The following is a 14,442-nucleotide window of genomic DNA, read 5'->3' on the forward strand; positions in this document are numbered from 1 at the left end:
TTCGAAAACCACACCCTCATATAGTCTGCATCTTATCATCATTCAAATGTGCAGATTCAATCATCGGTGTCCCGGGAACCGGCAATCTGCCAGAGATGCACACGCAAGGCTAGAAGATGCGTTTTTCCTTTCTCCCCATCGTCATCCTGATGATGCCCATCCTCGAAATTGCCGGTTTTATCATCGTCGGCAAGGCGATCGGCTTGTGGCTGACATTGGCGCTTGTCCTGTTCACCTCGTTTCTGGGGTTGCTCATCCTGCGGCTGGGCGGCATCGGCATGGTAAGAAACCTTCAGGATGCAGGCCGAAGCGGTGCGCAGCCGGCGGATGAGCTGGTGAATGGCGCCATGCGCGTCGTTGCCGGAATCCTGCTTTTCATCCCGGGCTTCATTACCGACATTCTCGGCCTTCTGCTTCTGTCGCCGGCCGTGCGGCGGTTTATCTGGAAAGCCTTCGGACCGCGTGTCGTCGTGGCGGGCTCGTTTCGGCAATCTGGCCGGCAATCCGATCCTAACCCCGGTGATTTTTCCGGCTTTCGCAACGGCCCGGGACAAGCGGGCAATTCGAAGGTGGTAGACTTGGACGAAGAGGAGTTTCACCGCGAGGAGCCGAAGGGCTCCCCATGGTCGCGCAAACCTGATGATCGCGACCTGCCCAAACCTTGACCCCCGGGCGGAATGGGTGACGAAGAGCCGATCACGAAGGGTTGTAAGGCCCCGGTCGAAATGATAGACCGCCTTCCACGAATTCACGCCGTGAGGAAACGTAATGACCGCTGAAAATGGTGCACAGGGCGCAGTAAGTCCTTCCCTCAATATTCTTGCCCAGTACATCAAGGATCTTTCCTTCGAAAATCCGGGGGCTCCTCGCTCGCTTCAGGCCCGTGACAATGCGCCGTCGATCAACATCAATGTCAACGTCAACGCAAACCCGATCTCCGGTTCGGATTTCGATGTTGTCCTGACGCTGAACGCGGAAGCCAAGGATGGCGACAAGGTGCTGTTCGCGGCCGAGCTGGTTTATGGCGGCGTGTTCCGCATTGCCGGCTTCCCGCAGGAGCATATGCTGCCGGTGCTGTTCATCGAATGCCCGCGCCTGCTGTTCCCCTTCGCGCGCCAGATCATTGCGGACGTTACCCGCAATGGCGGCTTCCCGCCGCTGATGATCGATCCGATCGATTTCGCGCAGATGTTCGCCCAGCGCGTTGCCGAGGAACAGGCCAAGGCCAAGGTTCAGGCCGTACCGAACTAAATGACGCGGCTCTGCGCTGCAGAATTCAGACAAAACAAAACCCGGGTTCATGCCCGGGTTTTTCTTTGACAGCGCTTATCATTTCAGGTGCCTGGACCGGCATCAATTCTGGTAGCGGTTCCAGATCGCCTTGTCGCCCATGCCGAGAACGAGTTTGCCATGGGCAGCGACCGTTTCCGCATCCAGCCTCGAGGGCAAAGCCCGCGGCCTTTGCAGCGGCTCAAGCGGCACGTCTTCCTCGACGATGATGGTTTCCTGCTTGGCCGCCGAACCAAAACCGAGCGCCGTCTGGCGCCCGCCGATCATTTCAATATAAACCTCGGCAAGCAGCTCGGAGTCGAGAAGCGCGCCGTGCTTGGTACGGTGGGAATTGTCAATGCCGTAACGTCGGCAGAGCGCGTCCAGCGAGTTCGGTCCCATGGGGTGCTTGCGGCGAGCGAGCGAAAGCGTATCCGTCACCAGATCGGCGGCAACGGGCTCAATACCGAGACGGGCGAATTCCGCGTTGATGAAGCCCATGTCGAATGTGGCATTATGCGCCACCCAGCGCGCGCCGTCGAAGAAGTCACGAATCTGGTCGACGACCTCGGCGAATTTGGGTTTGTCTTTCAGAAACTCGTCGGTAATCCCGTGAACGGCAAGCGCATCAGGATGAACCTTGCGGTCTTCCGGGCTGATATAGAGATGCAGCGTACGACCGGTAGGAAAGTGGTTGATCAGCTCGATACCACCAATTTCAATCACGCGGTCCAGCTTCGATTCCAGGCCCGTGGTTTCCGTATCGAAAATGATCTCACGCATTCATCTCTCCGCGGCGCGACTCAGCGGCCAGTTTCTGCAAAATCTCTCTTACCTGATCACGTGCCGCTTCGACACCATTTCCGGAATCGACGATAAAATCGGCACGCCGGCGCTTTTCTGCATCGGGCATCTGCCGGGCCAGCATCATTTCGAATTTCTCTTCCGTCATGCCAGGACGGGACATAACCCGCTCTCGCTGAATCTCCGGCGCACAACTGACCACCACGACTTTATCGACGCGGCTTTCCGCCCCGGTTTCGAAAAGCAGGGGAATATCGAGGAGGGCGAATTGCAGACCGTCCTTCCTCGCCTGCGCCAGAAAAGCCTCCTGCCTTACACGCACCAGCGGATGCACGATCTCCTCCAGTCTGCTGAAATTAGCCGGATTCTCCCGCAAGACCTCACCGAGTTTCTGCCTGTCCACTGCCCCGGAAACGGTCGTACCCGGAAAGGCTGCTTCGATCAGCGGAACGGCTTCCGCCCGGTAAAGCCCGTGCACGACCTCATCCGAATCGAGAACCGGAACCCCTTCTCCCGCAAACAAATTCGCCGTCGTCGTTTTTCCCATTCCAATCGAGCCGGTGAGACCGATGACGATCATCAATGTTTCTCCATATCCTCAATGATGAGAGAACGCAGGGCCTCATCGACATCAGGCGTTTTGCCGAACCATCGCTTGAAACCGGGTTTTGCCTGATGAAGCAGCATGCCGAGCCCGTCGACGGTTGCGACGCCCTGCTCTTCCGCCATTTTCAGGATCGGGGTTTTCAACGGCACATAGACGATATCGGTCACGACGGCCTGAGCGGCCAACGGCGAAAAATCAAGATGCGGTGCTTCCGTTCCATCCATGCCGAGCGACGTCGTATTCACGAAAAGCCCGGCATCCTGCATGACCTCATGAAGCGCTGCTTGGGGATGGGAAAAGACTCGCGGTCCAAAACGGTCGGCCAGTTCGCGCGCCCGTTCGACGGTACGATTGAGGACATGGATTTCGGCAATACCGCGATCACGCAGCGACTGAATGATCGCACGGCTTGCACCGCCGGCGCCCAGAACCACTGCCCTGTCGGTCCTGTCCCAGCCCGGATGCCGCTCATCGAGATTGGAGACGAAACCATAACCATCCGTATTGGTGGCGCGGAGTTCGCCCTCCTCCATCCACACAGTGTTGGCGGCACCGAGTTCTTCCGCCAGGACATCGGGCCTGTCTGCCAGCCGATAAGCCGCTTCCTTATGGGGAATGGTGACATTGCCGCCGACGGCCGTGCCCGGTTTGCCTTGCTTCAGCATTGCCATGAAATTCGCAAAATCATCCGGGGCAACTTCCACGGCCTTGTAGAAACCGGCAATGCCGAATTTCTTCAACCAGTAGGAATGGATAATAGGCGATCGCGAATGCTTGATCGGATAGCCGACAACGAAGGCATTTATGGTTAATGTTTCACGTGAATCAGCCATCGATGACATCCATGTCGCGCAGTTTCGATAAAAGCGGTAGAAGCGGCAGGCCGAGAATCGTGAAATAATCGCCCTCGATCGAGGTGAATAGCTGGATTCCTTCCCCTTCGAGCTGGTACGCACCGACACTGCTCAAGGCCTTTTCTCCCACCCGTTGCAGGTGACGGGAGACAAATTCGGCACTCAAGGTCCGAACGCTTAGCTCGGCGCTGGAAACGATCTGCCACACCACCTCGCCATGTCGGACGAGAACGGCAGCGCTGTTCAGGCGATGAATCTTGCCGGACAAAGACAGCAAATGCTCTTGCGCATCCGCCATGGTTTTCGGCTTGTGATAGACGCGGGCGCCAAGCGCCATGGTCTGGTCGCAGCCGAGCACCAGCGCATCCGGATAAAGCGCGCCGACCGCAAGAGCCTTGGCCTTGGCGAGTTCCAGTGCCACCTCTTCCGGGCTGGCTCCCTCTTTCTCCAGCTTCTCGTCGAGCGCGCGCTCGTCAATATCCGCCGGGATGGCCGAAAATGTCAGCCCCGCATTGCGCATCAACATCTGGCGGGATGCGCTGGACGAGGCGAGGATCAGTTCCTGTTTCATCGACTGTCTGCTCCGAATGGTGCGATTCGGATTAACGTGTCCTTGGGCGGAGGGCAAGGATGGCTGCAGCCGTTTCCTCGATGGAGCGGCGGGTGACATCGATCAGCGGCCAATTATTACGGGCGCAGAGCGCACGTGCATATTTCAGCTCTTCCATGATGGTGGCGCGATCCGTGTAGCGGCCACTGTCAAATCCGCCCGTTGCGCCCAGTTCCCGGTTTTCGCGCACCTGGGATATGCGATCCGATGTTGCGACGAGACCGACGATCAGCGGCCGGGTGGCCGCATAGAGGCTGTCGGGCAGAGGCACATTGGGAACGACCGGTATATTGGCCGTCTTTATTCCCCTATTGGCGAGATAGATGCTGGTCGGCGTTTTTGAGGTGCGGCTGATACCGATGATGACGATATCCGCCTCGTCATAGGTTTCCGGCATTTGCCCGTCATCATGATCCATGGCGAAATTGAGCGCCTCGATCCGGGCAAAATAATCCGCATTCAGCGCATGCTGCGCACCTACCCGCCGTCGGGAAGGCGCTCCGAGATAGGTCTGGAAGATGCCGATAATCGGTTCAAGGACATTGACGCAGGGTACCCCAATAGCATGGCACCGCAGGTCCAGAAACTCCGCGAGCTGCTGATCGACGATTGTATAGAGAACGATGCCTGGTTCCTTGTCGATGAGATCAACGACCTGCGTGAGCTGCTTCTGGTTTCGAATCATCGGATAGACATGCTCTACCGGCATGGAAGCATGAAACTGGGCCGAGACCGCGCGGCCGGCCGACATCAGAGTCTCTCCCGTTGAGTCCGAAATCAGGTGCAGATGGAAGAAGCTTTTTTTGTTCTCCACGCTGTTTTTCTCCCGCTGTTGATAAACCGGGACAAATTCCCGAATTGTCCTGCGGGCCAAACCGCGACGTGAATAAGGTGGTGTTTTTCCACAATCCGCAAGTGGCTTCAATCGTCCCTGGCGCGGCTGTGAATTGTTGGAAGAATGGGAAACTGTCCAAAATTTTCCCCGGACTATCCACAGGCATACCGTTTTCCGGTTATTACATAAATAATTGAAATAATTGATAAAATTTTGGTTTTACAGACTATTCCGGAGTAAGTCCGCCAATGATATCCGCAAGCAGGTTCCAAACTTTATGGCTGCGGCATTTCGACTGGAATGATTTTAATCCTTGCTACCCACAGACTCTAAGAAATAGAAAATCTTTTAAATCTCTTTGATTTTATTTTTTAGAAGCTGGGTGCCATGAGCGAACGCAAGGTTATGACGGTGTTGAACGGGCGGACGGTCACACCGCCGCCTATATGGCTGATGCGGCAGGCCGGTCGTTACCTTCCCGAGTACAGGGAAACGCGCAGGAGCGCCGGTAGTTTCCTCGATCTCTGTTATAATCCCGAACTGGCGACGGAAGTCACTCTCCAACCCATTCGCCGGTTCGGGCTCGATGCCGCCATTCTCTTTTCCGATATTCTGGTGATACCCGACGCGCTTCACCGCAACGTGTCTTTCAGCGAAGGAAAGGGTCCGGCTATGGACCCGATCGATGTCAGCGGTATCGGGACGCTGGATGCCGCAAATGTCATGGCGCATCTTTCTCCCGTTTTTGAAACCGTTTCCCGTCTGCGCACCTCTTTGCCCGATGAAACGACGCTTCTCGGTTTTTGCGGCGCGCCCTGGACGGTTGCGACCTATATGATTGCGGGACACGGAACGCCGGATCAGGCCCCGGCGCGGCTGTTCGGTTATCAGGAGCCGGCCGCCATGGAAAAGCTGCTCGCTTTCCTGGCGGATGTTTCCGCCGATTATCTGGTTGCGCAGATCGACGCCGGAGCCGACGCGGTTCAAATCTTCGATTCCTGGGCCGGCGTGCTCGGTGAGAAGGAATTTGATAATTATGCGATAAAACCCGTTGCCCGCATTATCGCATCGGTGCGCGCCCGCCGGCCTTCGGCAAAGATCATCGCGTTCGCCAAGGGGGCTGGTTATCTTCTCAAAGATTATCGCCGCAAGACGGGCGCAGACGCCATCGGGCTCGACTGGTCGGTGCCGCTGAGCTTTGCTAGGGATTTGCAGAAGGAAGGGCCCGTGCAGGGCAATCTCGACCCTATGCTGATGGTGGCGGGTGGCAAGGCGCTGCAGGATGGTATAGATGCCGTGCTGCAGGCTCTGGGAGAGGGTCCGCTGATCTTCAATCTTGGCCATGGCATCACCCCGCAGGCTGACCCGGAAAACGTCACCCGGCTTGTGGAGCGGGTGCGTGCCGGCGGAGCGGGAGCATGAGCGAGGAAAAACAGACCTCCGCCCGTTCCGGAAACCGGGCGGCTTTGCGCGCCGGTATCGCGCTCGGTGTCTTTGCTGCCTTCGTCGCCCTGTTATTTTATGCCGATCCGGCCGATCTCTATCTCTGGATCAAGGCGCTGCATATCATCGCCGTCATTTCCTGGATGGCAGCGATTTTTTACCTGCCGAGGCTCTTCATCTATCACACCGATGCACCCGCCGGTTCGCAGCAGTCCGAAACCTTTAAGGTAATGGAGCAGCGGCTGATCAGGGTGATCATGAACCCGGCGATGATGATATCCTGGATATTGGGTCTTTATCTCGCCTGGTCGGTCTATGGTTTTTCCGGTGGCTGGCTGCATGCCAAGATCGCGCTGGTGGTGCTTCTGACCGTGACCCATGTTTATTTCACGCGCAGTGCAAAACGTTTCGCGCGGGATGAAAATACGCGACCAGCCCGTCACTGGCGGTTGATGAACGAGGTTCCGACGCTGTTGATGATCCTCATCGTCATACTTGTGGTTGTGAAACCCTTCGGTTAAGACGGTGCGACGATAAATTTCGCGGAATTCGTGCTTTCCTCTTGCAGCGGCCGTGTTCAATCGCTATTTTCGGGCCACTCATCTTCGTGGCATGTGAATTATTCAGTCATCTGCGGTATTTCCCACAGCATCTGATTCGCGAACACGCCCTCCCCCGACATTACATTATCAAACGGTCTTCTCTTCATGGCTGAAATGAAGCTTCAGGAACTTAAGAGCAAATCGCCTACCGACTTGCTGACTTTTGCCGAATCCCTGGAAGTTGAAAATGCGAGCACAATGCGCAAGCAGGAGCTCATGTTCGCAATCCTCAAGGTTCTCGCGAGCCAGGACATTGAAATCATCGGCGAAGGCGTCGTTGAAGTCCTGCAGGACGGTTTCGGGTTCCTGCGATCCGCAAATGCAAACTATCTGCCCGGTCCGGACGATATTTATATCTCGCCCTCGCAGATCCGCCGCTTCTCGCTGAAGACCGGCGATACAGTTGAAGGCCCGATCCGCGGCCCCAAGGAAGGCGAACGTTATTTCGCGCTTCTCAAGGTCAATACGATCAATTTCGACGATCCGGAAAAGATCCGTCACAAGGTTCACTTCGACAATCTGACGCCGCTTTACCCGAATGAGCGCTTCAAGATGGAACTGGATGTTCCGACGTCCAAGGATTTGTCGTCGCGCGTCATCGATCTCGTCGCGCCGCTCGGCAAAGGCCAGCGTGGATTGATCGTGGCACCGCCGCGCACCGGTAAAACGGTTCTCCTGCAGAACATCGCCCATTCCATCACGGCAAACCATCCGGAATGTTACCTGATCGTTCTTCTGATCGATGAGCGTCCGGAGGAAGTGACCGACATGCAGCGTTCCGTGAAGGGCGAGGTCGTATCCTCCACCTTCGACGAACCGGCCGTCCGTCACGTGCAGGTCGCTGAAATGGTCATCGAAAAGGCGAAGCGCCTGGTCGAACATGGCCGCGACGTTGTCATTCTGCTCGATTCCATCACGCGCCTTGGCCGTGCCTATAACACGGTCGTTCCCTCCTCCGGCAAGGTTCTGACCGGTGGCGTGGATGCCAACGCCCTGCAACGCCCGAAGCGTTTCTTCGGCGCAGCGCGTAATATCGAAGAAGGCGGTTCGCTGACGATCATCGCCACGGCGCTTATCGATACCGGCAGCCGCATGGATGAAGTCATCTTTGAAGAGTTCAAGGGTACGGGTAACTCGGAAATCGTGCTCGACCGCAAGGTGGCCGACAAGCGCATCTTCCCGGCGCTGGATATTCTTAAATCCGGTACGCGTAAGGAAGATCTGCTGGTGCCGCGTCAGGATCTGCAGAAGATTTTCGTTCTTCGCCGTATTCTGGCACCGATGGGGACGATGGATGCCATCGAGTTCCTGATCGACAAGCTGAAGCAGACCAAGAACAATTCGGATTTCTTCGAATCGATGAATACCTGATCTGAACTTTAGCCGGATTCATCTTGAAAGCTTTAAAGCCGTGTCCGTTTATTCGGATGCGGCTTGACTGTTTTAGACCGAGGTAGTGATGCGAGCTTCCGCCGATACGATCTATGCGCTTTCCAGTGGTGCCTTGCCGGCGGGCGTGGCTGTTCTCAGGATCAGTGGCTCCAAAGCTTTTGATGCCCTGCAGATGCTGACGGGCCGGGAGCTTCCGCCACCACGAAAGGCCACGCTCTGCTCGATTCGGAATCGAAATGATGAGATCATCGACCAGGCGCTGGTGATTGTCTTTCCCGCTCCGAATTCCTTCACAGGCGAGCATTGCGTCGAAATTCATAGCCATGGCAGTCGCGCCGTCGTGGCTTCGATTTTTATCGAACTTGAAAATCTCGAAGGAGTGAGACCCGCTGACGCTGGCGAATTTTCCCGTAGAGCCTTCGAGAATGGCAAGATGGACCTCCTGGAGGTCGAGGGTCTCGCCGATCTGTTGCAGGCCGAAACGGAAATGCAGCGGCGGCTGGCAGTAGAACAAAGTACCGGCAAATTGTCGGCACTCTATGATGGCTGGGCCAGTCGCCTGACACGGGCTCGCGCTCTCATCGAAGCCGAACTGGACTTTGCCGACGAGGAAGATGTTCCCGATTCCGTGGCAGCCCAGGTTTGGGATGCGATGACGCAATTGAGGGAGGAAATCCGCGCTCATCTGCAGGGCGGCAGTGGTGAGATTATTCGTGACGGGTTCAAGGTTGCGCTTGTTGGTGAACCGAACGCAGGCAAGTCCACTCTTCTGAATGCCCTAAGCGGTCGCGACGTGGCGATCGTTACCGATATTGCCGGCACGACGAGAGATGTTTTGAGCGTCGATATCAATCTGGACGGATATCTGGTCCGAATATTCGATACGGCGGGAATTCGGGAAACACAGGATGTCGTGGAACTGGAAGGCGTACGGCGCGCGGTCCTGACAGCAGAGACGGCGGATATTATCCTGCTGTTGCAAGATAAGGATTCGTTTCCGAAACAATCTCTCGAATCATTCGAAAACCAGCGCCATTTGCGGGTCAGGACAAAAACAGCGCTTCACCCTCTCGCTTCGGAGGAAGGATTTGATCTGTCTATCTCAGCCAAGGAAGGGACAGGCCTGAACGAATTGCGTTCCGTGCTGAAGCAGGAGATAGAAAAACGGGTCGGTGCCGGCCAGACTTTGGTTCCTGCCCGTGCCCGTCATAAAAAACGACTTGAAGAGACGCTGAACTATGTTAGTGATGCGCTCGATTCCGGGACCCTGGACCTTGCTATAAGGTCGGAATATTTAAGGCTCGCCGCGACATCGCTTGGGCGGATCACCGGCCGTGTTGATGTGGAAGATTTGCTTGGCGTGATTTTCTCGGAATTTTGCATAGGAAAATGATTCACGTGAAACATCGGCGGTCGATGGCGGCGATGTGGATGCGGACAGCACAGGGCGCAAGGATATGCACCAGTCATATGATGTCATTGTTATTGGCGGTGGTCATGCGGGCAGCGAAGCTGCCGCTGCCGCAGCAAGGCACGGTGCAAAAACCGCTCTTGTGACGCATAAACGCGAAACGATTGGTGTCATGTCCTGCAATCCCGCCATTGGCGGCCTCGGCAAGGGACATCTGGTTCGTGAGATCGATGCGCTGGATGGCTTGATGGGCCGGGTTGCCGATGCGGCAGGTATTCAATTCCGTATGCTCAACCGCAAAAAGGGTCCGGCTGTTCGCGGGCCGCGCACGCAGGCCGACCGACGGCTTTATCGCGAAGCCATGCAGCGCGAAATCGCTGCCATTGAGAATCTCATCATTATCGAGGGCGATGCTTTCGATATTGAAATGGCCAATGATCGGGTTGCCGCCGTTATCATGAAAAATGGTAGCCGGATTCCCTGTGGCGCCGTCGTGCTGACGAGTGGCACCTTCCTGCGTGGCCTCATTCATATCGGCTCCGAAAAGATTCCGGCCGGCCGCGTGGGAGAAATGCCCTCTCTCGGTCTCTCGGAGACACTTTCGCGGCTTGGTCTCGTTATGGGCCGCCTGAAGACCGGCACCCCTGCCCGGCTCGATGGACGCACGATTGATTGGAATGCCGTGGATCGGCAGGCAGCTGATGAAGATCCTGTCCCTTTTTCCTTCATGACGGATCATATTCTAAATCCACAAATCGAATGTGGCGTAACGCGCACCACTCCAGCCGGCCATAAGATCATTCAGGACAATATTCATCTGTCGGCGATGTATTCCGGCCAGATCGAAGGAGTCGGTCCGCGTTATTGCCCGTCCATTGAGGATAAGATCACCCGTTTTGGTGAACGGGACGGTCATCAGATATTTCTCGAACCGGAAGGTCTCGACGATCACACCATCTACCCAAATGGCATATCGACGTCCCTTCCCGCCTCCGTTCAGGAGCAATTTATTCGAACGATACCCGGCCTTGAACAGGTTGCGATCCTGCAGCCGGGTTACGCCATCGAATATGACTATGTCGATCCGCGTGAGCTAAAGCCGTCGCTGGAATGCCGCAAGATTCCGGGACTGTTTCTAGCCGGGCAGATTAATGGCACGACGGGATATGAAGAAGCGGGCGCCCAGGGGCTCGTTGCCGGGTTGAACGCTTCGCTTTATGCGGGCGATGCCGATCCGGTCTATTTCAGCCGAACCGAGTCCTATATCGGTGTCATGATTGATGACCTGACATCGAAGGGTGTCAGCGAGCCCTACCGCATGTTTACCTCGAGGGCGGAGTATCGCCTTTCGCTGCGCGTGGACAATGCGGATCTGCGACTTACGCCGCTCGGCCAGATGGCTGGTATTATCGGTCGTGAGCGGCGAGAGCGCTTCGCAAATTTCTTGTCCGATCTGGATCGCGGTCGTGAGTTGATGAAGGCGATTTCCATCAGCCCGTCCCAGGCGGCCAAGCAAGGATTGAAACTCAATCAGGACGGTCAACGCCGGTCCGTTTATGAATTGCTGGCCTATCCAGACATGACTCTCGAAGTCCTTACTGAACATTGGCCGGAATTGGCCACCCTTGGCAGGAAAGTTGCCGAAGTCTTGCAGATCGAGGCAAGTTATGCGGTCTATATGCAGAGGCAGAGCGCTGATATCGTCGATATCAAACGGGACGAAGATAGGAAAATCCCCGACGACTTTGATTTTAAAAGTCTCTCCGGTCTCTCCAATGAACTTAAACAAAAGTTGGAAAAAGCTCGCCCTGAGAACATTGCTCAAGCCGCTCGTGTTGACGGCATGACACCGGCTGCGATATCGCTGCTGCTCGCGCTTCTGCGGAAAGATTCGGCAACGCGAAGTGAAAAATTACGCATGCACCAATAGCGAGTCGGATTATGAAGATAAACGGCCAGAGTGTTTCACGTGAAACACAGGAAAGGCTCGAACATTTTGTCGAGCTTTTCAAGAAGTGGAATAGAACCACAAATCTGGTAGCGCCTTCCACTCTGGCCGAGCTTTGGAACCGGCATGTGGCCGACAGCGCGCAAATATTCCAACTCTCTCCCCAGCCAGGAAAATGGATCGATCTTGGCAGCGGCGGTGGATTTCCCGGCGTTGTCACCGCGATCTTTCTCGCGGAGCTTGGCGATGGCTGGGTCGATCTGATCGAAAGCAACAATAAAAAGGCGGCATTCTTACGCATTGCCCTCAAGGAAACCGGTGCAAGAGGTGCAGTCCACCCCGTCAGGATCGAGACGGCGCCGGAAATCATCGAAAATTGCGATGCTGTTTCAGCGCGTGCGCTCGCCGAGCTCGATCTGCTTTTTGATTATATTCACCCATGGGCGCAAAATAATCCAAATCTCAAGGCCTATTTTAATAAAGGCCGGGATTATGATTCCGAAGTGCAGAAAGCACATGGCCGCTGGGAGTTTGATCTGGTAAAACATCAGAGTGCCATTGAGGCAGATTCTGTTGTTCTTGAAATCAGTAACCTCGCTCTGAGGCGCTGACAAGCTGGCCAGGTGCGGCATGACTTTTGAAAAAAACCGGATTATCGCAGTTGCAAACCAGAAGGGCGGCGTTGGTAAAACAACAACCGCCATCAATCTGGCGACCGCGCTGGCGGCTATTGGTGAGCGCGTGCTGATTGTGGATCTGGATCCGCAGGGTAATGCCAGTACCGGGCTTGGGATTGACCGCAAGGAACGCAAGCTTTCGTCCTATGATCTTCTGGTGGGAGATCATGGAATCGCAGAGGTCGCTGTTCCCACGGCGGTTCCTAACCTCGACATCGCGCCTTCCACGATGGATCTGCTCGGTTTCGAGATGCAGGTCGCAAATGTTTCAAACCGCGTTTTTCTGTTGCGCGCGGCCATGGAAACCCAGGAGGCTAGGGGTTATTCCTATATTCTCGTCGATTGCCCCCCTTCCTTTAATCTTTTGACCATGAATGCCATGACGGCGGCACATTCTGTTCTGGTTCCGCTGCAATGCGAGTTCTTTGCGCTGGAGGGCCTTAGCCAGCTGTTGGATACGGTCAGTCAGATCCGTGGTTCGGTCAATCCGCAGCTGGACATACAGGGCATTGTTCTCACCATGTTCGATGCGCGAAACAATCTTGCGCAACAGGTGGTTACGGATGTGCGCACGCATCTCGGAGAAAAGGTTTACCATACGCTCATTCCGCGCAATGTGCGTGTTTCCGAAGCGCCTTCTTATGGTAAACCGGCAATTCTTTACGATCTGAAATGCGCTGGCAGTCAGGCCTATTTGCAGCTGGCGTCCGAAGTGATCCAGAGAGAGCGTCTGCGTAAAGCTGCCTGACGTTTGCCGGAATGTATGGAGTAATATCTTATGAGTGATGATCTTTCCAAGCGTCGGCTGGGGCGCGGTCTTGCCGCATTGATTGGCGAAATGGATCAACCGGTGCCGGTGGGTGAACCTCAGCGCGCTGTTAACGCCGATCGTACCATTCCGATCGAATTCATCGCTCGCAGCCAAAGAAACCCGCGGCGCCATTTCGATGAAAATGAGCTTCAGGATCTTGCGGCCTCCATTCGTCAGCATGGAATAGTTCAGCCTGTGGTCGTGCGAACGGTTGGAGTCAACCGTTACGAGATTATTGCGGGTGAGAGGCGCTGGCGTGCCGCGCAGCTGGCGGGCTTTACCGATGTCCCTGTCATTGTTCGCGATGTCGATGACCGCACGGCGCTGGAACTGGCCATTGTCGAGAACGTGCAGCGCTCCGATCTCAATCCGCTTGAAGAAGCGATGGGATATGAACAGTTGATCGCCGAACACGGTTATACCCAGAACGATCTCGGCGAAATCATCGGCAAGAGCCGAAGCCACGTTGCCAACAGTCTTCGGCTTCTGAAGCTTCCCGATCCGGTGCGTGATATGCTGGCGGATGGTTCGCTTTCCGCAGGTCACGCGCGGGCGCTTGTTTCCACATCCGATCCGGCCACGCTTGCGAAAACAATCGTCTCCAAGGGGCTTTCGGTGCGCGATGCCGAGCGTCTGGCGCAGAACGACATCAAATCGCAGGGGGATGTTGCGGAGAAGCGACCCGCTGCGGAGAAGGATTCCGATACGATCGCGCTTGAGCGCAGCCTGTCCGATGCTCTCGGACTGGATGTAAAAATCAGCCATAGGGGTGGATCGGGGCAAATCCGCATCGGTTATCGGACGCTGGAACAACTCGAAGCGGTATGCCGACTTCTTGAGCAGAAATAAGTAACTATTTGTTTAAAAGTATAAAATACCCGCCAAAGGCGGGTATTTTTATTTGCGACGCTCAAAAGTCGATGGCCCGGCCTTTTATTTCGTAATCACCGAAACGCACGGGTTCCGCACCGCCGCGACCGCCGGTTTCCGGCGGCAACTGAAGATCGGCCTGTTGCTTGCGCCGTTCTTCCGCTTCCTTCAACGCCCGTTCCGCCGCTGGCGAAAGTCGCTTCACGCTTTCCGTTCCGTCTGTCGCGTTGTCATTATCCGCATTCTGCATGAAATCCTCCCTATGACGGGATATTGAAATACGTTTGCCGCTTACCAGATTATATAATC

General features: G+C 55.6%; 16 protein-coding genes. 10 read left to right on the forward strand and 6 right to left on the reverse strand.

Features of this window, described 5'->3' with window-relative positions:
• Positions 1-116: 116 nt before the first annotated feature.
• Positions 117-665 (forward strand): FxsA family protein, encoded by a 549-nt coding sequence (locus AC5YUO_RS07985; protein WP_496152918.1) that lies wholly within the window; start codon positions 117-119, stop codon positions 663-665.
• 103 nt (positions 666-768) lie between these two features.
• Complete coding sequence (secB, locus tag AC5YUO_RS07990; protein WP_003521154.1) at positions 769-1,251, forward strand: protein-export chaperone SecB; 483 nt, start codon at positions 769-771, stop codon at positions 1,249-1,251.
• Between the two features lie 102 nt (positions 1,252-1,353).
• Here the strand turns inward: secB and dnaQ are convergent, their stop codons facing one another.
• The 5 genes from dnaQ to AC5YUO_RS08015 are packed head-to-tail and all read right to left on the reverse strand — an operon-like array spanning position 1,354 to position 4,958.
• Positions 1,354-2,052 (reverse strand): DNA polymerase III subunit epsilon, encoded by a 699-nt coding sequence (gene dnaQ / locus AC5YUO_RS07995; protein ID WP_400817331.1) that lies wholly within the window; start codon positions 2,050-2,052, stop codon positions 1,354-1,356.
• Positions 2,045-2,653: a dephospho-CoA kinase gene (gene coaE, locus AC5YUO_RS08000; protein ID WP_496152919.1), complete on the reverse strand. Its 609-nt coding sequence runs from the start codon at positions 2,651-2,653 to the stop codon at positions 2,045-2,047. Before coaE ends, dnaQ begins: the two co-directional genes overlap by 8 nt.
• Positions 2,653-3,513 carry a shikimate dehydrogenase gene (locus AC5YUO_RS08005; protein ID WP_496152920.1) on the reverse strand — a complete coding sequence of 287 codons (861 nt, stop codon included), beginning with the start codon at positions 3,511-3,513 and terminating at the stop codon, positions 2,653-2,655. Before AC5YUO_RS08005 ends, coaE begins: the two co-directional genes overlap by 1 nt.
• On the reverse strand, positions 3,506-4,105 hold the full coding sequence (locus AC5YUO_RS08010; protein ID WP_496152921.1) for a Maf-like protein: 600 nt from the start codon (positions 4,103-4,105) through the stop codon (positions 3,506-3,508). Before AC5YUO_RS08010 ends, AC5YUO_RS08005 begins: the two co-directional genes overlap by 8 nt.
• Positions 4,106-4,136: 31 nt before the next feature.
• Positions 4,137-4,958: a pyruvate, water dikinase regulatory protein gene (locus AC5YUO_RS08015; RefSeq protein ID WP_496152922.1), complete on the reverse strand. Its 822-nt coding sequence runs from the start codon at positions 4,956-4,958 to the stop codon at positions 4,137-4,139.
• Positions 4,959-5,366: 408 nt separating this feature from the next.
• Between AC5YUO_RS08015 and hemE the strand changes: the two genes are divergently transcribed.
• The 8 genes from hemE (at position 5,367) to AC5YUO_RS08055 (ending at position 14,112) form a co-directional block, all read left to right on the forward strand.
• Positions 5,367-6,401: a uroporphyrinogen decarboxylase gene (gene hemE / locus AC5YUO_RS08020; protein WP_496152923.1), complete on the forward strand. Its 1,035-nt coding sequence runs from the start codon at positions 5,367-5,369 to the stop codon at positions 6,399-6,401.
• The gene (gene hemJ / locus AC5YUO_RS08025) at positions 6,398-6,943 is read left to right on the forward strand and encodes a protoporphyrinogen oxidase HemJ (RefSeq protein ID WP_496152924.1); all 546 of its coding nucleotides are present in this window, start codon (positions 6,398-6,400) and stop codon (positions 6,941-6,943) included. Before hemE ends, hemJ begins: the two co-directional genes overlap by 4 nt.
• Before the next feature lie 186 nt (positions 6,944-7,129).
• Positions 7,130-8,395, forward strand: coding sequence for a transcription termination factor Rho (gene rho / locus AC5YUO_RS08030; RefSeq protein WP_004444236.1), 1,266 nt, complete (start codon positions 7,130-7,132; stop codon positions 8,393-8,395).
• Between the two features lie 88 nt (positions 8,396-8,483).
• Positions 8,484-9,809 (forward strand): tRNA uridine-5-carboxymethylaminomethyl(34) synthesis GTPase MnmE, encoded by a 1,326-nt coding sequence (gene mnmE, locus AC5YUO_RS08035; protein WP_496152925.1) that lies wholly within the window; start codon positions 8,484-8,486, stop codon positions 9,807-9,809.
• A 64-nt stretch (positions 9,810-9,873) separates the two neighbouring features.
• On the forward strand, positions 9,874-11,757 hold the full coding sequence (mnmG, locus tag AC5YUO_RS08040) for a tRNA uridine-5-carboxymethylaminomethyl(34) synthesis enzyme MnmG (protein WP_496152926.1): 1,884 nt from the start codon (positions 9,874-9,876) through the stop codon (positions 11,755-11,757).
• Positions 11,758-11,768: 11 nt separating this feature from the next.
• A complete protein-coding gene (gene rsmG, locus AC5YUO_RS08045; protein ID WP_496152927.1) occupies positions 11,769-12,386 on the forward strand; it encodes a 16S rRNA (guanine(527)-N(7))-methyltransferase RsmG in 618 nt (205 codons plus the stop codon).
• Between the two features lie 19 nt (positions 12,387-12,405).
• The gene (locus AC5YUO_RS08050) at positions 12,406-13,200 is read left to right on the forward strand and encodes a ParA family protein (RefSeq protein ID WP_496152928.1); all 795 of its coding nucleotides are present in this window, start codon (positions 12,406-12,408) and stop codon (positions 13,198-13,200) included.
• A gap of 30 nt (positions 13,201-13,230) precedes the next feature.
• Complete coding sequence (locus AC5YUO_RS08055; RefSeq protein ID WP_496152929.1) at positions 13,231-14,112, forward strand: ParB/RepB/Spo0J family partition protein; 882 nt, start codon at positions 13,231-13,233, stop codon at positions 14,110-14,112.
• Between the two features lie 61 nt (positions 14,113-14,173).
• Here AC5YUO_RS08055 and AC5YUO_RS08060 read toward each other — a convergent pair whose 3' ends face one another.
• A complete protein-coding gene (locus AC5YUO_RS08060; protein WP_496152930.1) occupies positions 14,174-14,383 on the reverse strand; it encodes a DUF1674 domain-containing protein in 210 nt (69 codons plus the stop codon).
• Positions 14,384-14,442 lie beyond the last annotated feature (59 nt).

It is taken from the genome of Agrobacterium sp. LEGMi-208b, assembly GCF_059511785.1.